Here is a 19703-nt window from a genome sequence, read left to right as displayed (position 1 = left end):
GACAAGGGGAGAGACGGCGGCGGAGGGGCGGAGGTCCCCGTCCGGCCCCTGGTCGTGACCCCGGCGCGGCGTGACGGCATAGTAGGGCGGACCCCGACGCCGGGGGCATGACAATACGGGCGCCGCGACGGGCGGCGCGCCGGTTCGTATCAGGGGGACCTCGCACCATGCCATCCATCCGCCGTACGACCCTCGCGGCCGCGGCGCTGGCCTCGCTGCTCGCGCTCACCGCCACCGCCTGCGGCCCCAGCGACGACAAGGCTTCCGGGGCCGGAAGTTCGGCCGCCGCCGACCAGAAGGAAGCCGGTGGCTTCAAGCTTCCCAAGGGCGTGCCGACCAGCATCGACGACCTGAAGAAGTGGAAGGACGGAGGCTGGCAGAACTGGGACAAGTGGGCCCGCGAGGCGCAGGACTTCGCCAACCCGATCATCAAGGACCACTGGAAGACGGACCGTCTGGCGAAGGCGAAGGCCGCGCCCGATCTCAGCGTGAAGGCCACCGGCGCGGGCAGCGAGTTCGAGGCGACCGATCCCGAGCCGCGGCCGGTGACCGCCCAGCAGGTCGGGCGCCCGTACCACCGGAACATGGCGCCGGTCGGCAAGGTCTTCTTCGACAGCCCCGACGGTCCCAGGGTCTGCTCCGGCACGATCGTCGCGGACCCGGCGCACCCGGGGAAGTCCAACCTGGTGTGGACGGCGGGCCACTGCGTACATGCCGGCAAGAAGGGCGGCTGGATGCGCAACATCGCCTTCGTGCCGTCCTACAACGACAACGGCGTGCCGATGAGCCAGGTCGGCAATACGCCGGCGCAGCAGGTCACGCCGTACGGCCGCTTCTGGGCCGACTGGATCACCACCTCCGGTGAGTGGATCGACATGGGAAGCCAGGAGGTCGGCAACGGCGGTTCCGCCTACGACTTCGCCGTGCTGCATGTGAAGCCGGAGAACGGCGGCGGCAAGTCGCTGGAGGAGACCGTGGGGGCGTCCGTCCCGGTCTGGTTCAACGCGCCCTCCGCCGAGGGCATCGGCGCCATGAAGGCCGTCGGCTACCCGGCGGGGCCGCCGTACGACGGCGCACGGATGATGAGCTGCGAGGGCCGTCCCAACCGCCTCACCATGCAGCAGGGCACGCCCGTCATGGACCGCATCGGCTGCACGATGACCGGCGGTTCGTCGGGCGGCGGCTGGTTCGCCGGCCGCGATGGCAAGCTGGCGCTGGTGTCCAACACGTCCATCAGCTCCGGCGCCCACACCTGGCTGGCGGGCCCGCATCTGGGCCCCGAGGCGCAGCGTGTCTTCGACGGGATCAGCCGGAAGTTCGCGGGGCAGTAGCCCGTACGCACCGCCGCTCCCCGCCCCGGCGTCCTCCGGAGCGGGGGGGGGCGGCGGTGCGCGGTGGCCCGGGGAGAGGCCGAGTCCACTCCCGGTGTCTGCCCTGAATCAGTCGAGTGCGGCGGACCGCGGCTCCGTCGGCAGTGCCCGGCAGAGTGCCTCCAGGGCGGCCGGGAAGGCGTGGTCGGAGGGCGCGGCGTAGCCGACGACGAGGCCGTGGCGGGGCGGCTCGGTGGCGGCCGGGTGGCGGTATGCGGAGAGGCCGTCCAAGGCCAGGCCCTGCCACCGGGCGGCGCGGAGAGCGGTGCTCTCGTCGAAGTGCGTTGATCCGGTGGGGAGTTGAACGACGGCGTGCAGACCCGCCGCGATACCGGTGACGGTGAGATGCGGGGCGTGCGCGGCGACCGCCTCGATCAGCTGGTCGCGGCGCCGGCGGTAGCGCTGGCGCATCCGGCGGATGTGCCGGTCGTAGGAGCCGGAGGTGATGAATTCGGCGAGGGTCAGCTGATCGGTGACGCCGGCCCACGCCTCGCGCTCGCCCTTGGCCTCCAGTACGCGGTCCACCAGACGGTCCGGGAGGACCATCCAGCCGAGGCGGAGCGCCGGGGACAGGCTCTTGCTGACGGAGCCGAGGTGGATGACGTGTTCCGGGTCCAGCCCCTGGAGCGCACCCACCGGTTTGCGGTCGTAGCGGAACTCCCCGTCGTAATCGTCCTCGAGGAGGTAACTCCCGTTCGTCCGCGCCCAGTTGATGACGGTGGCCCGGCGGTCGGGGTGCAGGGGGACGCCGGTGGGGAATTGGTGGGCGGGGGTGAGGAGGGCGGCGTCGAGGCCTTCCAGGGCGGTCAGTTCCGCGGTGTCCGCGCCGTGCTGGTCGAGGGAGAGGGGGTGGGTGTGGATGCCGGCGGCGGCGAGGAGGCCGTGGTGGAAGGAGAGGCCGTACGCCTCCACGGCGAGCGGGCCGGGCAGTACGGCCGGGAAGAGGAGGCGCAGGGCGTGGGCGAAGCCGGAGCAGATGACGATGCGGTCGGGGTCGGTGCGGACGCCGCGGGTGCGCGCCAGGTAGTCGGTGAGGGCCCGGCGCAGTTCGGGGCGGCCGCGGGGGTCGCCGGGGCCGAAGGCGTCGTGGGGGGCGGCGGACACCGCCCGGCGGGCGGCGGCGAGCCAGGCGGAGCGGGGGAAGGACGTGGCGTCCGGCTGGCCCTGGAGCAGGGTGTGGGTGGGGCGGCCCGCCGGGGCGCGATGGGTGGCGGAGCGCACGGGCCGGAGCGGCGCGGCGCGGTGCGCGACCCGGGTGCCGGAGCCCTGCCGGGCGCTGAGCCAGCCCTCGGCGACCAGCTCGGCGTAGGCGTCGGCGACGGTGTTCCGGGCGATGCCGAGGTCGGCGGCGAGCGAGCGGTAGGGCGGCAGGCGGGTGCCGGGCGCGAGCCGGCCGGTCTGTACGGCGTCCCGTAGCGCGCGGATGAGGACGGCGCGGCGGCTGCCGGGGCCGGTGAGCTCCAGGTGGAGATCGGCGCCCAGGCTCTCGGGAATATTGACCCATGAATCCGGCATGGGAATGCACCCTACTGCCGGTCGCCCGGCCTCCTAGATTCGAGGCATGACGAACAACGCAGAGAACGACACCGCGGTCGTGGAGAACGGCACCAAGGCCGGGCGGCTCGACTTCGCCAAGGCCGCGCCCGGGGCCTTCAAGGCGCTCATCGGCTTCGACGCCGCCGCCCGCGAGGGCCTGGACCCCGCCCTGGTCGAACTGGTCCACATCCGCGCCTCGGGGATCAACAAGTGCGCGTACTGCCTCCACATGCACACCAGCGACGCCCGGAAGGCGGGCGAGAACGAGGCGCGGCTGCACATGGTCGCCGTATGGCAGGAGGCCGCGCACTTCTTCACCGAGAAGGAGCAGGCGGCGCTGGCGCTCACCGAGGCGGTGACGCGGGTGGCGGACGGCGGGGTGCCGGACGCGGTCTACGAGCGGGCCGCGCGGCACTTCGAGGAGGCGGAACTGGCGCAGCTGCTGGCCGTGATCTTCACGATCAACACCTGGAACCGGATCGCCCTCAGCACGGCGAAGGTGGCCGGCGGCGACGACCGGTGAGCCGGTGACGGACGGCGGGGCGGACGAGGCGGGGCTCCCGGCCACCCGCCAGGTCGCCCACGTCGCCCGCCCCGCACCCCGGCCGCCCCGCCCCGACGGGTCAGCTCGGCACCCGCAGCCCCTCCTGGAGCTGATCGGCGATCTCCGCCACGGCCGCCATCGCCCGGTGCTGGAGCCCGGGGCCGAAGGTGATGCGGGACGCGCCCAGGGCGCCCAGCTCGCGGGGTGCGGGGCCGCCCGGAGTGACCACGGCGTTGACCGGGAGGCCGATCCCGGCGGCGATCTCGGCCAGCAGCGACGGCGGGGCGAGGATCGGGTACACGCAGTCGGCGCCCGCCTCGGCGTACAGCCGGCCGCGCACGATCGCCTCCTCCGCGCCCTCGACGCCTTGCAGGAACGTATCGATCCGGGCGTTGATCACCAGCGCGTCGCCCGCCTCGGCCCGCACCCGGGCCAGCCAGTCCGCCTGCGCCTCGGGCTCCCGCAGGACACCGGACACCTGGTCGCTGTCCTCCAGGTTGCAGCCCACCGCCCCGGCGTCCGCCAGGCGGCCCACCAACTCCTTGGCGGACAGCCCGTATCCGGCCTCCACATCCGCCGATACGGGCACGTCCACGGCCCGTACGATTTGCGCGACGGCCGCGAACATCTCCTCGGCCGGGGTGCTTCCGTCCTCGTAGCCGAGGGAGGCCGCGATGCCCGCGCTGGGCGTGGCGAGCGCCGGGAACCCGGCGTCGGCGAACACCTTGGCGCTGCCCGCGTCCCAGGGTCCGGGCAGGACCAGGGGCAGGTCGGGGCCGTGGTGCAGGGCGCGGAGGGCGGCTGCGGTCATGTGGTGCCTCCAACTGGTGCGACGGGTGCGCGGCTAGGCGCCGACGGGCGTCCGGACCGCGACGTCGATGCGGTTCCAGAGGTTGATCACAACGATCGGGCAGATCGGGCGGGCGAGCCAGGCCACGTCGAAGCGAGCGGCGGCGCGGGCGCGGACGGCGGCGTCATCCCTGGCCCGGGGCCATACGGGTCGACACGCCGAAGCGGTTCCAGGCGTTGATGGTGGTGATCAGCGCGATCAGCTGGGCCAGCTCGGTCTCGTCGAAGAGGGCGGCGGCGCGGGCGTGGACCGCGTCGGGGGCGAACCCGTCCGTCAGGACGGTGATGGCCTCCGTCAGGGCGAGGGCGGCCTGCTCCTTGGGGGTGTAGAGGGAGGTGGCCTCCTCCCAGGCGTTGAGGAGGTAGATGCGCTCCTCGGTCTCGCCGGCCTTCCGGGCGTCCTTGGTGTGCATATCGATGCAGAAGGCGCAGTGGTTGATCTGCGAGGCACGGATCTTGACCAGCTCGACCAGGGTCGGGTCGAGCCCCTTCCTGGCCGCCGCGTCGAGCGCGACCATCGCCTTGAAGACCTCGGGGGCGAGCTTGGCCCAGTGGAGGCGGGGGCCGTGTGCGTGGCGGGTCTCGGGCGTCGTCTGAGGCGTCGTGTCTGTCGTCATGGCTACGACGCTACGGGCCGAATGGCACCCCTGTATGGTCCACTTCCATGGAGAATTCCTGGGCCACTTCCGGGGCCGCCTTCGGGCGCGATCTGCATCTGGACCTCACGGGCCCCGGCGGGGTGCGGGCCGCCCTGCTGCGGGCGCTGCGGGACGCCGTACGGTCCGGGCGGCTGGTCCCGGGCACCCGCCTGCCGTCCTCCCGGTCGCTCGCCGCCGACCTCGGCATCGCCCGGAACACCGTCGCCGACGCCTACGCCGAGCTGGTCGCCGAGGGCTGGCTCAGCGCCCGGCAGGGCTCCGGCACCCGGGTCGCCGAGCGGGTGCCGGCCCGCGACGCCCCCGGTCCGGCCCCGCGCACCACCGACCCGGCCCGCCCCGCCGGCCGGCCGCGCTTCGACCTCGGCCCCGGCCGGCCGGACGTCTCCTCCTTTCCCCGCGCAGCCTGGCTGGCCGCCGCCCGCCGCGCGCTGACCGCCGCCCCCAGCGAGGCCTTCGGATACGGCACCGCCGCGGGCCGCCCCGAACTGCGCACCGTCCTCGCCGACTACCTGGCGCGCGCCCGCGGGGTACGCGTCGACCCGGACCGGATCGTCGTCTGCGCCGGGTTCATGCAGGGGCTGGGGCTGCTCGTCCGGGCGCTGGAGGCGGGCCGCGGCGGCGCCGGGCGGGTGGCCGTCGAGTCGTACGGGCTCTCCCTCCACCGCGACGTCATCACCCGCGCGGGCCTGGGCACCGTCCCCCTGCTCGTCGACGAGCACGGCGCCCGTACGCAGGAGCTGCCCGCCCCCGACGACACGGGCGACCTCCGGGCGGCGCTGCTCACCCCCGCCCACCAGTTCCCCACCGGCGTCCCCCTCCACCCCGACCGCCGCGCCGCCGCGGTCAACTGGGCCCGTTCCACCGGGGGTTACATCCTGGAGGACGACTACGACGGCGAGTTCCGCTACGACCGGCAGCCGGTGGGCGCGCTCCAGGGCCTGGACCCCGACCACGTCGTCTACCTGGGCACGGCCAGCAAGAGCCTCGCCCCGGCGCTGCGGCTGGCCTGGATGGTGCTGCCGGACCGCCTCGTCGACCCGGTGCTGGCCCTGAAACGCACCGGCGAATGGCAGTCCGGCTCCCTGGAACAGCTCACCCTGGCCGAGTTCCTCGCCTCCGGCGCCTACGACCGCCATCTGCGCGGCATGCGGCTGCGCTACCGCCGCCGCCGCGACCAGCTGGTGGCGGCCCTGGCCGAGCGCGCACCCCACGTCCATGTCTCCGGCATCGCCGCCGGCCTGCACGCCGTACTCGAACTCCCCCCGGGCACCGAACAGTCGATCGTCCAAGCGGCCCGGTGGCAGGGGCTGGCCCTGGAGGGCCTGAGCTTCTTCCGCGACCCATCGGCCGCGGACGCGCCGCGCGACGGCCTGGTCGTCGCGTACGGGACACCGCCCGACCATGCCTTCACCGGTGCGCTGGAGGCGCTGGTGAGCGTGCTGCCCGAGCCCTGAGGGCCGCCGACGGCCTCATCGGACCGCCCGGCGATGAACGGGCCCGGCGCGCGCCTCATCCCTGACGCCCCGTCACCACTCCAGCGTCACAGATCCCGTACGAACGACACCCGATCCAGCCCCGGCCCGTCGTAATCGCGATGCACCGGCACGCCGTGGTCATCGACATGATCGCCCGGCTCCAGACGGAAGCCCATGCGGGTGTGGTACGCGATGGAGTTGTGGTTCGTAGGGCTGGTGATGCACCGCACCTGCGTACGGTCGAGCGCGCGGACCGTATCGAAGAAGCGGTGGTACAGGGCGCTGCCCACACCGCTCCGCTGACCCTCCGGGTGGACTCCTACGAAATGGATATAGGCGGCCTTCGGCTCCGTCTGCGAGAGAAAGCCGATAAGGAAGGCGTGCAGAGTGCCGTCCGCCCGCTCGACGAGGCAACTCGTCTCGGCGAAGTGCTGAAGAAACAACCGAGGCACCAGCAACTGCCGTTGGAGCGCCCCCGCCGCGCCGCCCTGACCGCCCCACCACTCGGCCAGCGCCACCTGCAGCCGCGGATGGTCCGACCCTGCCGGACGACGCAATGTCATTCCGGCCGGCAGGGCGTCCAACCCCGGAATGCTTTCACTGCCTGCGGTCATGGGCGAGCGCTCCTCCCAACGATATGACGTTTCCCGAATCCGTCACCCTAGAGGCGGCTCGCCGCGAGGCCAAGAGGATTCCATCCGGCCCCGCTTGGCCGGCAGTGCCTCGTGCGACGCGCCCTGATGCACGTTCTCCGGCTGCCTGATCGTGGCAGTGGATTCCCTTTCACCGGACCACTCAGGATTCCCGACCGAAGTCCCCTCGGGATTCTCGACCGGAGTCCCCTTGGGATTCCCTCGCCGCGCCGCCCCGCCGTCCCGCTGCCTCGTCCTCGCCCGTCGGATGTGGCCCACCGTCCTCGTCCACCGGTGCCTCCCCGAACCGGGCCAGTGCCAGGGCGCCCGCCACCGCCAGGGCGAAGCCGGTCACGGCCAGCGGGGCCAGGCCCTCGCGGGTGCGATCGCCGAGCCAGGCGACGCCGACCAGGGCGGGGCCGACCGTTTCGCCGATCACCATGCCTGCGGTGGCTGTGGTGACGGAGCCGCGCTGGAAGGCGGTGGTCAGCAGGAGGAAGGCCGCGCCGCCGCCGATGAGGAGGGCGTAGGTGGCGGGGTTGGTCAGGAGGGCGGTCGGGGCGAAGTCGTCGATGAGGCGGACCGCGACCTCCACCACGCCGAAGCCGAACCCCGAGCCCAGCCCGAGCACCGCCGCGCGGGCGCGGTCCGGGAGGCGGCCGGCCAGCGCGCCGGACGCGAGGACGGCGAGCGCGAAGACCAGCACCGCGATGCGGAGCTCGGGGCCGCCCCGCAGATGGCCTTCCTCGCCGGAGGAGAGCCCCAGCAGCGCGAGACCGCCGCAGACCACCCCCACCGCGCCCCACTCGGCGCGGCTCAGCCGGGTGCCCAGCACCGGCGCCGCGACCACCGCCGTCACCGCCAGCGTGGCCGCGAGCGCCGCCCCGACCGCGTAGATCGGCAGCGAGCGCAGCGCCACCAGCTCCAGTACGAAGCCGACGCCGTCCAGCGCGAGGCCGAGCAGATAGCGCCACTGCGTCAACACCCGCAGCAGCAGCCGCGGATCCACGCCGGAACCGGTGCCGGGCGCGGTGGTCCGGGCCGCCACGGCCTGGAGGACGGAGGCGGTACCGAAGCACACCGCCGAAGCGAGCGCGCAGAACATCCCGAGGATCACGAACCGACTTTAGGGGAGGAGTCGGAACCGGGGCAGGGTCCGTCCTGGTGAGGGGGCGACCGCCCCCTAGGCTGGCCCCGTTCAGAAGGCGGATACGGGGGACGACACGGCATGGCGGAAAAGGCACGTCGGCGACTGCGGTCGAGCACGGTGATCCTGGGCGGTATGGGCGCGCTGGCCGCCGCGCTCACCTCCTGCGGCTCGGAGCCGGACAAGCGGTGCGTGGACCGCAACAGCTACGACGCGATCCAGGGCTACCGCGTCGTCGACGCCAAGAACTGCTCGGGCGGCGGCTCCTCCAGCAGCGGGACCGGCAGCGGCTCGTACGGCAAGGGCGGCCGCGGCGGCGGGCTCGGACAGCAGAAGCAGCCTGTGAACGGGCAGTGGTACTACGGGGCCGAGCAGTCGGGCGGCCGGTTCGCCGACAGCGGGACCTTCAGCCGGGCCCAGGCCGTCGACCGGGGCGGTTTCGGCTGCTCGGGTTCGGGCCGCTCGCACGGCCACTACGGCGGCTGAGCGGACGCGGTCGCAGGCATGCAACGGCACACCATCGAGCCGCGCCCCGGCTGGCAGGAGACCGTCGAGGCGCAGGGCCTGATCTACCCGCTCACCCGCTATCCGGACGATTCGCTGCGCCCGTACTGGGACGAGAGCGCGTACTACTCCTTCTCGCTGCCCGAGGTCGAGGCGCTGGAGGAGACCGTCGAGGAGCTGCACGGGATGTGCCTGGCCGCGGCCGCGCACATCGTGGAGCGGGGCCGGTTCGGCGACCTCGGGATCGAGGACCCGCGGCTGGCCGCGCTCGTCGCCGAGTCGTGGCGGCGGCGCGAGGAACTCCCCTCGCTCTACGGGCGGTTCGATCTGCACTACGACGGCAGCGGCCCCGCCAAGATGCTGGAGTACAACGCCGATACGCCCACCTCGCTGGTCGAGGCGGCGAGCCCGCAGTGGTTCTGGATGATGGAGCGCTTCCCCGGCGCCGACCAGTGGAACTCGCTGCACGAGCGGCTGGTGGACGCCTGGAAGCGGCAGGCGGCCCTGCTGCCGCCCGGTGCGCCGCTGCACTTCGCGCACTCGGCGGACGATGAACTCGGCGAGGACCTGATGACCGTCGCCTATCTGGAGGAGACGGCGCAGCAGGCCGGCCTGGAGACCGTCGCGATCTCCATGGAGGACATCGGCTGGGACCGGCTCTCGGGCCGCTTCGTCGACCAGCGGCTGCGGTTCATCCGGTCCTGCTTCAAGCTCTATCCGTGGGAGTGGCTGGCCACCGACGCCTTCGGCCCGTACGTCCTGGACACCCTCGACAACGGCGGCGGCACCGGCACCACCCTCTGGATCGAGCCGGCCTGGAAGATGCTGCTGTCCAACAAGGCCCTGCTGGCGGTCCTCTGGGAGATGTTTCCCGGGCACCCGAATCTGCTGCCCGCCTATCTGGACGGGCCGCGCGAGCTGGCGGACACCAAGGGGTACGTGGCCAAGCCGCTGCTGGGGCGGGAGGGCGCCGGGGTCACGCTGCACGAGCCGGGCGGGGAAGCGGCCCTGCGCGGGCTCGAAGACCCCTGTTGCTACCAGGAGTTGGCGCCGCTGCCGGACTTCGACGGCAATCGGGTGGTGCTCGGCGCCTGGGTGGTCGAGGACGAGGCGGCGGGGCTGGGCATCCGGGAGTCGGCGGGGCCGGTCACGGACGAGTACGCGCGGTTCCTGCCCCATGTGATCCGGTAGGCCTCCTGCGATCCGGCAGGCGGGCCCCGCACCGGCGGGCCTCGCACCGGCGGGCCCCACACTGAGGGTCACACCCCCAGCACGTCCCGCAGCCGGTCGAGTCCCCAGTCCAGGTCCTCCTTGCTGATCGTCAGCGGCGGCGCTATCCGGATCGTGGCCCCATGGGTGTCCTTGACCAGCACCCCGCGCGCCATCAGCCGCTCCGCCACCTCCCGCCCGGTGCCGCGCGACGGGTTGATGTCCACGCCCGCCCACAGCCCGCGCCCGCGCACCGCGTCCACCGCTCCGCCGCCCGCCAGCGGCGCCAGCTCGCCGTGCAGATGCGCGCCCAACTCCGTTGCCCGCGCCTGGAGTTCACCGGTCCGCAGCATCGCGATGACCTCCAGCGCCACCGCGCACGCCAGCGGATTCCCGCCGAAGGTCGACCCGTGCTCGCCCGGCGCGAAGACGCCCAGCACCTCCTGCGAGGACACCACCGCCGACACCGGCACCACGCCGCCGCCCAGCGCCTTGCCCAGGACGTACGCGTCCGGGACCACGCCCTCGTGCTCGCAGGCGAAGGTCCGTCCCGTACGGCCCAGCCCCGACTGGATCTCGTCGGCGACGAACAGCACCTTCCGGTCCCGGGTCAGCTCCCGCACGCCCGCCAGATAGCCCGGCGGCGGAACCAGCACACCCGCCTCGCCCTGGATCGGCTCCAGCAGCACGGCGACCGTGTCGTCGTCGACGGCCGCCGCCAGCGCCGCGGGATCGCCGTACGGGACGATCGCGAAGCCGGGGGTGTACGGGCCGAAGCCGGCGCGGGCCTCCTCGTCCGTGGAGAAGGAGATGATCGTCGTCGTCCGGCCGTGGAAGTTGTTGTCCGCGACGATGATCTTCGCCCGGCCGTCCGGGACGCCCTTGACCTGGTAGCCCCACTTACGGACCGCCTTCACCGCCGTCTCGACCGCCTCGGCGCCGGTGTTCATCGGCAGCACCAGCTCCATCCCGCACAGCTCGGCCAGCTGCGTGCAGAAGGCGCCGAACCGGTCGTGGTGGAAGGCGCGGGAGGTGAGCGTGACCCGTTCCAGCTGGGCGGCGGCCGCATCGAGGAGCCGGCGGTTGCCGTGGCCGAAATTCAGCGCGGAGTATCCGGCCAGCAGGTCCAGATAGCGCCGGCCCTCCACATCCGTCATCCAGGCACCCTCGGCCGTGGCCACAACGACCGGCAGCGGGTGGTAGTTGTGCGCGCTGTGGGCATCGGCGGCGGCGATGGCGCGTTGCGTTTCCGAGGACGTCACCGGGGGCTCCGTTCGGTCGGGCGGGTGCCGGTGCGCGCGCTGCGCCGCACTCGGCGCCCCTTTCCAGTGTCGCTCTTGCGAGAACTGGCTAAGGGCTGTCCCGTAATGCCTGGCGGGCGCACGACGACAGCTACGGCACTCCCCCAGCTATCGCTGGGAGGTGCCCCCACGCCGCGTTGTCGGAACGTCCGGATACGCCCAGTATCCGGACGTCCCTCCGCCTTGCGATGCAGCTCGGCTTCCGGTGAATGAATGAAGAGCCGAGACGGAGCGAAGCGGAGTGCATCTGACGCCGTGCGCTGAATCCACCAGGCATTACGGGATAGCCCTTAGGCTGTGCGGTGCGCACCGCGACTGGCGTACGGGGAACCGACCCCGAGGGAGCGGTGGGCGGCCGCCTCGGCGGCCCCCTTACGAGGTGTCGCCCCGCCTGGGCACCCGGGACCACGACCGGAACACCGATCGCACGCCCCGGAGGACCGCCCTCATGACGCTCGCCCCTTCCCACCCGCACCTCGGCGCCGCCGACCCCGAACTGGCCGCGCTCGTCGATGCCGAGGAACGGCTCCAGGCCGACACGCTCCGCCTGATCCCCAGCGAGAACTACGTATCGGCCGCCGTCCTGGAGGCCACCGGCACCGTCCTGCAGAACAAGTACAGCGAGGGGTACGCGGGCCGCCGCTACTACGAGGGTCAGCAGAACATCGACCGGGTCGAGACCCTGGCCGTCGAGCGCGCCAAGGCCGTCTTCGGCGTCGAGCACGCCAACGTCCAGCCGTACTCCGGCTCGCCCGCCAACCTCGCCGCCTACCTCGCCTTCGCCCGGCCCGGCGACACCGTGCTCGGCATGGCGCTGCCGATGGGCGGCCACCTCACCCACGGCTGGGGCGTCTCGGCGACCGGGACGTGGTTCAACGGCGTGCAGTACGGCGTCCGCGCGGACAGCGGGCTGATCGACTTCGACGAGGTGCGCGACCTCGCCCGCAAGGAACGCCCGAAGATCATCTTCTGTGGCGGTACGGCCGTCCCGCGCACCATCGACTTCGCCGCCTTCGGCGAGATCGCCCGCGAGGTCGACGCCGTCCTCGTCGCCGATATCGCGCACATCGCCGGCCTGATCGCGGGCGGCGCGCACCCGTCCCCCGTGCCGCACGCCGACGTCATCTCCACCACGACGCACAAGACCCTGCGCGGCCCCCGCGGCGCCATGCTGATGTCCCGGGCGAGCCACGCCAAGGCCCTCGACAAGGCCGTCTTCCCCGGCCTGCAGGGCGGCCCGCACAACCACACCACCGCCGCCATCGCGGTCGCCCTGCGCGAGGCCGCGGCGCCCGCCTTCCGGGACTACGCGCACGCCGTCGTCGCCAACGCCAAGGCGCTCGCCGAGGCGCTGCTGGCGCGCGGCTTCGACCTGGTCTCCGGCGGCACGGACAACCACCTGGTGCTGATCGACCTGACGTCCAAGGACGTACCGGGCAAGGTCGCCGCCAAGGCCCTGGACCGCGCCGGGATCGTCGTCAACTACAACACCGTCCCCTTCGACCCCCGCAAGCCCTTCGACCCCTCGGGTATCCGTATCGGCACCCCGTCGCTCACCTCCCGGGGCCTGGGCACGGACCGGATGCCGCAGGTCGCGGAGTGGATCGAGCGCGGAGTGGCGGCCGCGGGGACCGGCGACGAGGCCGCCCTGGCCGCGATCCGGGGAGAGGTCGCGGAGCTGATGGCCGGGTATCCGGCTCCCGGCCTGCCGACGGCCGACTGACCGGCGCCGCACCCGCGCCCGACCGCTGACGGACAGTTCGCCGGGCCGCCGCCGAACGGACGGTGGCCGGTCCCCCGGAGGACCGGCCACCGCACGTCCGTCCACTCCCCGACCACACGCCGGGGCGCACCCGCCGACCTGAGACAATCGGTGCCATGGCTCTCGACCGTCCGCGTGTCCTCTCCGGAATCCAGCCCACCGCCGGCTCCTTCCACCTCGGCAACTACCTCGGCGCAGTCCGCCAGTGGGTGGCGCTGCAGGAGTCCCACGACGCCTTCTACATGGTCGTCGACCTGCATGCGATCACCGTCCCGCAGGACCCGGCCGAGCTGCGCGCCAACACCCGCCTGGCCGCCGCGCAGCTGCTGGCCGCCGGACTCGACCCGGAGCGCTGCACCCTCTTCGTCCAGAGCCATGTCCCCGAGCACGCCCAGCTGGCCTGGGTCATGAACTGCCTCACCGGCTTCGGCGAGGCCGGCCGGATGACGCAGTTCAAGGACAAGGCCGCCAAGCAGGGCGCCGACCGCGCGTCCGTCGGCCTGTTCACGTACCCGATCCTGCAGGTCGCGGACATCCTGCTGTACCAGGCCAACCAGGTCCCGGTCGGCGAGGACCAGCGTCAGCACATCGAGCTGACCCGCGACCTCGCCACGCGCTTCAACGGCCGTTTCGGCGACACCTTCACGCTCCCGGCGCCGTACATCCTCAAGGAGACGGCGAAGATCTACGACCTTCAGGACCCGTCGATCAAGATGAGCAAGTCGGCCTCGACGCCGAAGGGCCTCATCAACCTTCTCGACGAGCCGAAGACCACCGCCAAGAAGATCAAGAGCGCGGTGACGGACACCGACACGGTGATCCGCTACGACACCGAGAACAAGCCGGGCGTCTCCAACCTCCTCACCATCTACTCCACCCTCACCGGCACCTCCGTCCCGGATCTGGAGCGGCAGTACGAGGGCAAGATGTACGGCGCTCTCAAGACCGACCTCGCCGAGGTGATGGTCGACTTCGTCACACCGTTCCGGGACCGTACGCAGGAATATCTGGACGACGCCGAGACGCTCGACGCGGTCCTGGCGAAGGGCGCGGAGAAGGCCCGCTCGGTGGCGGCCGAGACCCTCGCCACCACGTATGACCGGCTCGGATTCCTGCCGGCCAAGCACTGAGCGGACCGCCCGCGAGGCCGGCCCCGGCCGGCCTCGCGGGCGGCCGAGGGCCCCCTTCCCCGACCCCGGGGACGAGGTGCCCGCCGGTAACAGGACCGGGCACGCTCCCCGCCACGGGCGCGCACCCGGCACACTGATAGCCGGTGCGTGAGAGCGTGCCGTCGGCCGGTGCGTGCGAGCGCGCCGGGCGGGGACGTCGGAGAGCTGTGGACTTCAGGAGGGAGAACGCCGTGGGGCCCGTAACGCTGGGCGTTTCGATCGCGGTCCCGGAGCCTTACGGAAGCTTCCTCCAAAGGAAGCGCGAGGGCTTCGGGGACCCCGCCGCACACGGCATCCCCACCCACATCACCCTCCTGCCCCCGACGGAGGTCGGCGCGGAGGCCCTGCCCGCCATCGACACCCACCTGGCCGAGGTCGCCGCCTCCTTCCGCCCCTTCCCGCTGCGCCTGGAGGGCACGGACACCTTCCGCCCGCTCTCCCCGGTCGTCTTCGTGAAGGTCGCCGAGGGCGAGGCGGGCTGCACCGCCCTCCAGGCCCGGGTCCGCGCCGCCTCCGGCCCGTGCGCCCGCGAGCTGGCCTTCCCGTACCACCCGCACGTCACGGTCGCCCACGGCATCGCCGAGGAGGCGATGGACCGCGCGCACGCCGACCTCAAGGACTTCTGCGCCACCTGGACGATCGGCGGGTTCGCGCTCTACCAGCAGGGCGCGGACGCGGTGTGGCGGCTGGAGCGCGAGTACCCGTTCGGCCCGCAGACCGCCGCGGTGCCGCGGCAGGCGGACCTCTCGCGGCCGCCGGCACCCGCCTCGTAGCGGGCCGGCCCTACCGGGGCAGCCGGCGGAACACCGCCCGCGGCAGATGGCGCAGCGCCGACATCACATAGCGGAGCGCGCCCGGCACCCAGACGATCTCGGCGCGCCGGCGCAGCCCGTCCTCGATCGCCGCGGCGACCGCCTCCGGCGTCGTGGCCAGGGGGGCGGCGTCCAGCCCGGCCGTCATCCTGGTGCGGACGAACCCCGGCCGGACGACCATCACATGCACACCGCTGCCGTGCAGGGAGTCGCCCAGGCCCTGGGCGAAGGCGTCCAGTCCCGCCTTGCTCGATCCGTAGAGGAAATTCGAGCGCCGGGCCCGCTCGGCGGCCACCGAGGACAGCACGACCAGCGATCCATGGCCCTGGCGGCGCAGCTCCCGGCCGCAGATCAGGGCGGCGGAGAGCGCGCCGGTGTAGTTGGTCCGGGCGATCCGGACGGCCGCCGCCGGGTCGTTCTCGTCGTGCGGCTGGTCGCCGAGCACGCCGAAGGCGAGCAGCACCATGTCGAGATCCCCTTCGGCGAAGACCTTGCCGAGGATCTCCTCGTGGCGCTCGGTCTCCAGCGCGTCGAAGGCGACCGTACGCACCTGGGCCCCGAGGGCGCGCAGCCGCCGCGCGGACTCCTCCAGGCGCGGCGAGGGCCGCCCGGCCAGCCAGACCGTACGGGTGCGCCGGCCGGCCAGCCGGGCGGCACCGGCGAGCGCGATCTCGGAGGTCCCACCGAGCACCAGCAGGGACTGGGGGGCACCGAAGGCGTCTTTCATGGCGGTCCTTGGGGGAGGCGTCACGTTTGCCCGGACACCGATGAGCACGCAGGGCAGCCAGTGTCACAGGTCGGCGCCGCATGAGGCACGAGCAACGCGCCTGCGCACCGGCACCTGCCTCGTCGTCGCCTCCCGCGAGCGGCGCCTCAACCGCGATCGTCTCCCGAACGGTCGTGTGCGGCCGCCCCGCTGGGCTCCGTGGCCGCGGTCCGGGGCCTCCCCAGTTCCGTCACCATGCGAGCCGTGAGCGGCGCATGGACGCCGTGCCGCTCGGCCGCGCGGAGCAAGGCTCGCCCGATGGCATCGAGTTCCAGCGGCCGGCCGGCCTCCGCGTCGCGCAGCATGGACGATTTGCTGTCCGGCGGGAAGGCGTCGTAGCGCGCCAGGACCTGGGCGGCGTCCGCCGTCCCACCGCAGGCGCGGCTGACGGCGGTGGCCTCCTCGACCAGGGTCTCCAGCTCGTCCCGCCGCCCGGACCGGATGCCGCCGATGGGCAGCCGGTAGTAGGTGGTGAGCAGGGCGAAGGGGGCCAGGAAGGCCAGCTTGGCCCACAGGACGGCGTCCTCGTCCGGCAGGACGCGGGTGTCCACCCCGGCGGCCGTGAGCAGGGCGGCGAGCGGGGCGAGACGCTCCTGCGGGCCGGCCAGGTCGATCTCGGTGAACGGGCTGCCGTGCTCGATCACGCCGGGAGCGGTGCGGGTGGACTCGACACGGATCACGGCCGGTACCACCTGCCGGACGCCGTGGCGTGCGCGCAGGACGGCCGGGTGTTCGACGCCGTTGAGCAGGGGCAGTACGAGTCCGTCGCCGAGATGGTGGGGCGGTACGCGCTCCAGCGCCGCGTCGAGCGCGGTGTGCTTCACCGTCACCAGGCACAGGTCGACGCGCTCCCGCAGCGCGGTGTCCGCCTCGACCTCGGCCGTGAAGGCGCCGTACTGACGGCTGCGCACCTGGACGCCGTCGTGGCGCAGCGCGTGTGCGGTCTCCTCGCCCGCGAGGCAGATGACGCGGTGTCCGGCGCGCGAGAGCAGCGCGGCGAGCAGTCCGCCGACCCCGCCGGGGCCGAGTACGGCCACGGTCCAGGAGGACGGGGGCGCGGTGGCGGAGTCGCCGGTGAGCGGTCCGGTGCGGTGCACGGGTGGGCTCCTCTCGGTTCGCGGGTCGGCACCCGTCCCGCCGCTCGGCCGTGTCCGGACCGGGCAGAGGGGCGGGACGGGTTGCCGCCCTGGGCCCGAAGCGATCATCGGCGAGCGGTGAGAGGCAAGTCAATCCTCGGGTTTTCTTCGCTACCCCCAAGAAATCCCTTGGGTACGAGGGGACTTACCTTGGCACTCGTGTCCATGACCTTCGATGACCTGCGAATCTTCGTGGCGGTGTGCCGGGCGGGAAGCCTGAGCGCCGTCGCCCGGGAGCTGTCCTGCACCCAGTCGGCGGTGAGCCAGCACGTGAAACGGCTGGAACGGCACACGGGGGTGCGGCTGTTGGAGCGCCGGCCGCGCGGTGTGGTGCCCACCCCGGAGGGGCGCGTGCTGCAGGCGGCGGCGACGGAGGGGATCGCCGGTCTGGATCTCGCGCTGCACCGGCTCGGCGAACTCGCCCGCGGCGAAGCAGGATCGGTGCGGGTGACGACGGGCGCGACGACGGTGCGGCACTTCATGGCCGACGCCATCGTCGCGTTCCGCAGGCATCACCCAGGGGTGAGTTTGGAGTTCCGGACGGAGACCACCAGCCGCAACTGCTTCGACGCGCTCACCGACGGTGCGGTCGATCTGGCCTGGGTCACCATCGGCGGCCCGGTGCCGGGCATCGAGCAGCGTCCCGTCGTGGAGCTGCCCTGGGTGCTGGCGGTCCGCGCCGACGATCCCCTCGCCCTCGGGCCAGGGATCACGGCCGCCGACCTCGTCGGCATCCGGCACATCCGGCTCCCGGAGAACTCCTCCTCACGAGCCCACCTGGACACGGCCTTTGCCCGCCTGGGCATCCACCTCACGTCGGACACCGGTGTCGCCGACTGGGACACCGCCATCCTGCTGGCGGAACTCGGCATCGGACACGCCATCGTCCCCGCGCTGCCCGGCCAGGACTCCGCCGGCACCTCGGGCGGCCCGCTGACGTTCCTGCCCCTCCCGGACCTCCCGCCGCTGCCGGTGGGCTGGGCGGTCCGTCGCTGGGGCGCCCTCACGCCCCTCGCCCGCGCCTTCGCCGACACGGTCGGTCGGCAATGCGCGCAGGGACCGGCCGCGCCGTGAATGACGGCCGTGGCGCCGAACTCATGGGACGGCACGCCTGGGCCCCGATGCACCGGACGGCTCTCAGAGGCCGAGCCGCCGCGCCAGGTCCGACATCAGCACCCCGCCGGGATCCAGCTCCGCCCGCAGCGCGCGGAAGTCCGGCAGCCGGGGGTACATCGCGGCCAGCAGTTCGGGCCGCAGCCGGGCGTCCTTGGCCAGGTACACCCGTCCGCCCGCCCCGGCGACCTCCTCGTCCAGCCCGTCCAGGAAGGCGGCGAGACCGGGCAGCCGGGCGGGGATGTCGAGGGCCAGCGTCCAGCCCTCGGTGGGGAAGGACAGCCAGCCGGGGCCGGCGGCGCCGAAGCGTTTGAGGACGGCGAGGAAGGACGGGCAGCGGCGGTCCGCGATGCGCCGCACGATGCGCCGCAGGGTCTCCTCCTGGCCGTGCCCGACCACGAACTGGTACTGCACGAAGCCGCCCCGGCCGTAGACCCGGTTCCAGTGCGGTACGCCGTCCAGGGGGTGGAAGAAGGCGGAGAGTCTCTGCAGTTCGCCGGTGCGGTGGCGGGGGGCTTTGCGGTACCAGAGGGCGTTGAAGGCGGCGGCGGCCGGGCGGCTGAGGATCCTCTGGGGCAGCGGGGGCGGGGCAGGCAGCCGTACGGGGCGGAAGGCGAGCGGGTCGCGGCGGGCGCGGGGCGGCAGCGCGTCGGGGGGTGCGTGGTCGCCGCGGGTGAGGACCGAGCGGCCCGTCGCGCGGCCGCGGGCCAGCAGGTCGATCCAGGCGACGGAGTAACGGTAGAGGTGGTCGGTGGCCGTCATGCGGGCCAGCACGTCGTCGAGGTCCCCGGTGCGTTCGGTGTCGACGGAGACCAACGACGTGCGTACGGGCAGGAGTTGGATCGTCGCGGCGAGGATGATGCCGGTCAGGCCCATGCCGCCGGCCGTGGCGTCGAAGAGGCCGGTTCCGGGCCGTACGGTGCGGACCTCGCCGTCCGCGGTCAGGAGGTCGAGGGACCGTACGTGGCGGGCGAAGGAGCCGGCGCGGTGGTGGTTCTTGCCGTGGATGTCCGCGCCGATCGCGCCGCCGACCGTCACATAGCGGGTGCCGGGGGTGACCGGTACGAACCAGCCCAGCGGCAGCAGCATCCGCATCAGCCGGTGCAGGCTCGTCCCCGCCTCGCACACCACGATTCCCGCCTCGGCGTCGACGGCGCGGATGCGGTCCAGTCGGGTGAGGTCCCAGACGGTGCCGCCGGCGTTCTGCGCGGCGTCGCCGTACGCCCGGCCGAGCCCGCGCGGGATGCCGCCGCGGGCACCGCTCTCGCGTACGGCGGCCAGCGCGGCGACCGCCTCGGACGGTGAGCCGGGGCGGACGAGGCGGGCGGCGGTGGGGGCGGTGCGGCCCCAGCCCGTCAGGGGCGTGACGGCGGCGTCGGACGGCATGTCAGCGACGGTAGTGCCGGATATCGGGCGAGCGGCCGCGGTCGGCCCCTCGTTCGCGCGCTCCTCGCCGAAAAGGGTGATTAATGGTGTGGATGGGCTAATTGTAGGGAAATTCGGCCACCGGGGAGTGAGAGTCGAGGGGACGACGTCCCCGCCGTCGCCGCTCGGATCGGATGGAGATGAGTCCACTGACCCCGCCAGAGATCGCCCCTCGTCCGCTCAGGGCGCCGCGCGACGGCGGCGCCGCCGCGCGAGTCGCCCCCACCGGCCCGCGCGGACGCGCCACCCGGCTGCGCGCCGCGGCCCTGATAGCCGGCGCGCACCCGGCGCGCC

General features: G+C 73.2%; 18 protein-coding genes. 9 read left to right on the top strand and 9 right to left on the bottom strand.

Annotation, left to right across the window (positions count from 1 at the left end; translation table 11 throughout):
• Positions 1–167: 167 nt before the first annotated feature.
• The gene (locus ACIGWZ_RS13225) at positions 168–1331 is read left to right on the top strand and encodes a trypsin-like serine peptidase (RefSeq protein WP_400063827.1); all 1164 of its coding nucleotides are present in this window, start codon (positions 168–170) and stop codon (positions 1329–1331) included.
• Between the two features lie 108 nt (positions 1332–1439).
• On the opposite strand, the gene ACIGWZ_RS13220 is transcribed toward ACIGWZ_RS13225, so the two are convergent.
• Complete coding sequence (locus tag ACIGWZ_RS13220) at positions 1440–2885, bottom strand: PLP-dependent aminotransferase family protein (protein ID WP_400063825.1); 1446 nt, start codon at positions 2883–2885, stop codon at positions 1440–1442.
• 46 nt (positions 2886–2931) lie between these two features.
• Here ACIGWZ_RS13220 and ACIGWZ_RS13215 point away from each other — a divergent pair, with 46 nt between their 5' ends.
• Entirely contained in the window at positions 2932–3429 is a 498-nt protein-coding gene (locus ACIGWZ_RS13215; RefSeq protein WP_400063823.1) for a carboxymuconolactone decarboxylase family protein, read from the top strand.
• 100 nt (positions 3430–3529) lie between these two features.
• Here the strand turns inward: ACIGWZ_RS13215 and ACIGWZ_RS13210 are convergent, their stop codons facing one another.
• Both ACIGWZ_RS13210 and ACIGWZ_RS13205 read right to left on the bottom strand, forming a co-directional pair.
• Positions 3530–4261 carry an isocitrate lyase/phosphoenolpyruvate mutase family protein gene (locus ACIGWZ_RS13210; protein ID WP_400063821.1) on the bottom strand — a complete coding sequence of 244 codons (732 nt, stop codon included), beginning with the start codon at positions 4259–4261 and terminating at the stop codon, positions 3530–3532.
• 163 nt (positions 4262–4424) lie between these two features.
• A complete protein-coding gene (locus ACIGWZ_RS13205; RefSeq protein ID WP_400063820.1) occupies positions 4425–4916 on the bottom strand; it encodes a carboxymuconolactone decarboxylase family protein in 492 nt (163 codons plus the stop codon).
• A gap of 47 nt (positions 4917–4963) precedes the next feature.
• Here ACIGWZ_RS13205 and ACIGWZ_RS13200 point away from each other — a divergent pair, with 47 nt between their 5' ends.
• The gene (locus ACIGWZ_RS13200) at positions 4964–6412 is read left to right on the top strand and encodes a PLP-dependent aminotransferase family protein (protein ID WP_400063818.1); all 1449 of its coding nucleotides are present in this window, start codon (positions 4964–4966) and stop codon (positions 6410–6412) included.
• 86 nt (positions 6413–6498) lie between these two features.
• Here ACIGWZ_RS13200 and ACIGWZ_RS13195 read toward each other — a convergent pair whose 3' ends face one another.
• Together ACIGWZ_RS13195 and ACIGWZ_RS13190 are read right to left on the bottom strand one after the other, a co-directional pair.
• Positions 6499–7047, bottom strand: coding sequence for a GNAT family N-acetyltransferase (locus tag ACIGWZ_RS13195; RefSeq protein WP_400063816.1), 549 nt, complete (start codon positions 7045–7047; stop codon positions 6499–6501).
• A 181-nt stretch (positions 7048–7228) separates the two neighbouring features.
• The gene (locus tag ACIGWZ_RS13190; RefSeq protein ID WP_400064436.1) at positions 7229–8170 is read right to left on the bottom strand and encodes a hypothetical protein; all 942 of its coding nucleotides are present in this window, start codon (positions 8168–8170) and stop codon (positions 7229–7231) included.
• A 123-nt stretch (positions 8171–8293) separates the two neighbouring features.
• On the opposite strand from ACIGWZ_RS13190, the gene ACIGWZ_RS13185 reads away from it, so the two are divergent.
• Together ACIGWZ_RS13185 and ACIGWZ_RS13180 are read left to right on the top strand one after the other, a co-directional pair.
• Positions 8294–8698: a hypothetical protein gene (locus ACIGWZ_RS13185; RefSeq protein WP_400063814.1), complete on the top strand. Its 405-nt coding sequence runs from the start codon at positions 8294–8296 to the stop codon at positions 8696–8698.
• Positions 8699–8716: 18 nt separating this feature from the next.
• Entirely contained in the window at positions 8717–9907 is a 1191-nt protein-coding gene (locus ACIGWZ_RS13180; RefSeq protein WP_400063812.1) for a glutathionylspermidine synthase family protein, read from the top strand.
• Positions 9908–9975: 68 nt separating this feature from the next.
• Here ACIGWZ_RS13180 and rocD read toward each other — a convergent pair whose 3' ends face one another.
• Complete coding sequence (rocD, locus tag ACIGWZ_RS13175) at positions 9976–11187, bottom strand: ornithine--oxo-acid transaminase (RefSeq protein WP_400063810.1); 1212 nt, start codon at positions 11185–11187, stop codon at positions 9976–9978.
• Positions 11188–11674: 487 nt separating this feature from the next.
• Here rocD and glyA point away from each other — a divergent pair, with 487 nt between their 5' ends.
• From glyA to ACIGWZ_RS13160, 3 genes are all read left to right on the top strand, one after another.
• A complete protein-coding gene (gene glyA / locus ACIGWZ_RS13170) occupies positions 11675–12949 on the top strand; it encodes a serine hydroxymethyltransferase (protein ID WP_400063808.1) in 1275 nt (424 codons plus the stop codon).
• Between the two features lie 155 nt (positions 12950–13104).
• Positions 13105–14118 (top strand): tryptophan--tRNA ligase, encoded by a 1014-nt coding sequence (gene trpS / locus ACIGWZ_RS13165; RefSeq protein WP_400063806.1) that lies wholly within the window; start codon positions 13105–13107, stop codon positions 14116–14118.
• 230 nt (positions 14119–14348) lie between these two features.
• Positions 14349–14930 carry a 2'-5' RNA ligase family protein gene (locus ACIGWZ_RS13160; protein WP_400063804.1) on the top strand — a complete coding sequence of 194 codons (582 nt, stop codon included), beginning with the start codon at positions 14349–14351 and terminating at the stop codon, positions 14928–14930.
• Positions 14931–14940: 10 nt separating this feature from the next.
• On the opposite strand, the gene ACIGWZ_RS13155 is transcribed toward ACIGWZ_RS13160, so the two are convergent.
• Both ACIGWZ_RS13155 and ACIGWZ_RS13150 read right to left on the bottom strand, forming a co-directional pair.
• The gene (locus ACIGWZ_RS13155; RefSeq protein ID WP_400063802.1) at positions 14941–15696 is read right to left on the bottom strand and encodes a decaprenylphospho-beta-D-erythro-pentofuranosid-2-ulose 2-reductase; all 756 of its coding nucleotides are present in this window, start codon (positions 15694–15696) and stop codon (positions 14941–14943) included.
• A gap of 146 nt (positions 15697–15842) precedes the next feature.
• Positions 15843–16832, bottom strand: a complete 990-nt coding sequence (locus ACIGWZ_RS13150) for a ketopantoate reductase family protein (RefSeq protein ID WP_400063800.1) — start codon at positions 16830–16832, stop codon at positions 15843–15845.
• Between the two features lie 204 nt (positions 16833–17036).
• Between ACIGWZ_RS13150 and ACIGWZ_RS13145 the strand changes: the two genes are divergently transcribed.
• A complete protein-coding gene (locus ACIGWZ_RS13145) occupies positions 17037–17945 on the top strand; it encodes a LysR family transcriptional regulator (protein ID WP_400063798.1) in 909 nt (302 codons plus the stop codon).
• Between the two features lie 63 nt (positions 17946–18008).
• Here the strand turns inward: ACIGWZ_RS13145 and ACIGWZ_RS13140 are convergent, their stop codons facing one another.
• Entirely contained in the window at positions 18009–19370 is a 1362-nt protein-coding gene (locus ACIGWZ_RS13140) for an FAD-binding protein (protein ID WP_400063797.1), read from the bottom strand.
• Positions 19371–19703 lie beyond the last annotated feature (333 nt).

Origin of the sequence: Streptomyces sp. NPDC053427 (genome assembly GCF_044544985.1) — a bacterium.
GTDB lineage: Bacteria > Actinomycetota > Actinomycetes > Streptomycetales > Streptomycetaceae > Streptomyces.
Note: the sequence above shows the minus strand (reverse complement) of the source record. Positions and strands in the feature narration are given on the sequence as shown.

Bases quoted from the DNA above. Each gene is read 5' to 3' on its own strand.
- ACIGWZ_RS13185 (WP_400063814.1), top strand. From the start codon at position 8,294: ATGGCGGAAAAGGCACGTCGGCGACTGCGGTCGAGCACGGTGATCCTG.
- ACIGWZ_RS13155 (WP_400063802.1), bottom strand. From the start codon at position 15,696: ATGAAAGACGCCTTCGGTGCCCCCCAGTCCCTGCTGGTGCTCGGTGGG.
- glyA (WP_400063808.1), top strand. From the start codon at position 11,675: ATGACGCTCGCCCCTTCCCACCCGCACCTCGGCGCCGCCGACCCCGAA.
- ACIGWZ_RS13195 (WP_400063816.1), bottom strand. From the start codon at position 7,047: ATGACCGCAGGCAGTGAAAGCATTCCGGGGTTGGACGCCCTGCCGGCC.
- ACIGWZ_RS13145 (WP_400063798.1), top strand. From the start codon at position 17,037: ATGACCTTCGATGACCTGCGAATCTTCGTGGCGGTGTGCCGGGCGGGA.
- ACIGWZ_RS13220 (WP_400063825.1), bottom strand. From the start codon at position 2,885: ATGCCGGATTCATGGGTCAATATTCCCGAGAGCCTGGGCGCCGATCTC.
- ACIGWZ_RS13180 (WP_400063812.1), top strand. From the start codon at position 8,717: ATGCAACGGCACACCATCGAGCCGCGCCCCGGCTGGCAGGAGACCGTC.
- ACIGWZ_RS13225 (WP_400063827.1), top strand. From the start codon at position 168: ATGCCATCCATCCGCCGTACGACCCTCGCGGCCGCGGCGCTGGCCTCG.
- ACIGWZ_RS13140 (WP_400063797.1), bottom strand. From the start codon at position 19,370: ATGCCGTCCGACGCCGCCGTCACGCCCCTGACGGGCTGGGGCCGCACC.
- ACIGWZ_RS13210 (WP_400063821.1), bottom strand. From the start codon at position 4,261: ATGACCGCAGCCGCCCTCCGCGCCCTGCACCACGGCCCCGACCTGCCC.
- ACIGWZ_RS13200 (WP_400063818.1), top strand. From the start codon at position 4,964: ATGGAGAATTCCTGGGCCACTTCCGGGGCCGCCTTCGGGCGCGATCTG.
- ACIGWZ_RS13190 (WP_400064436.1), bottom strand. From the start codon at position 8,170: ATGTTCTGCGCGCTCGCTTCGGCGGTGTGCTTCGGTACCGCCTCCGTC.
- ACIGWZ_RS13205 (WP_400063820.1), bottom strand. From the start codon at position 4,916: ATGACGACAGACACGACGCCTCAGACGACGCCCGAGACCCGCCACGCA.
- trpS (WP_400063806.1), top strand. From the start codon at position 13,105: ATGGCTCTCGACCGTCCGCGTGTCCTCTCCGGAATCCAGCCCACCGCC.
- ACIGWZ_RS13215 (WP_400063823.1), top strand. From the start codon at position 2,932: ATGACGAACAACGCAGAGAACGACACCGCGGTCGTGGAGAACGGCACC.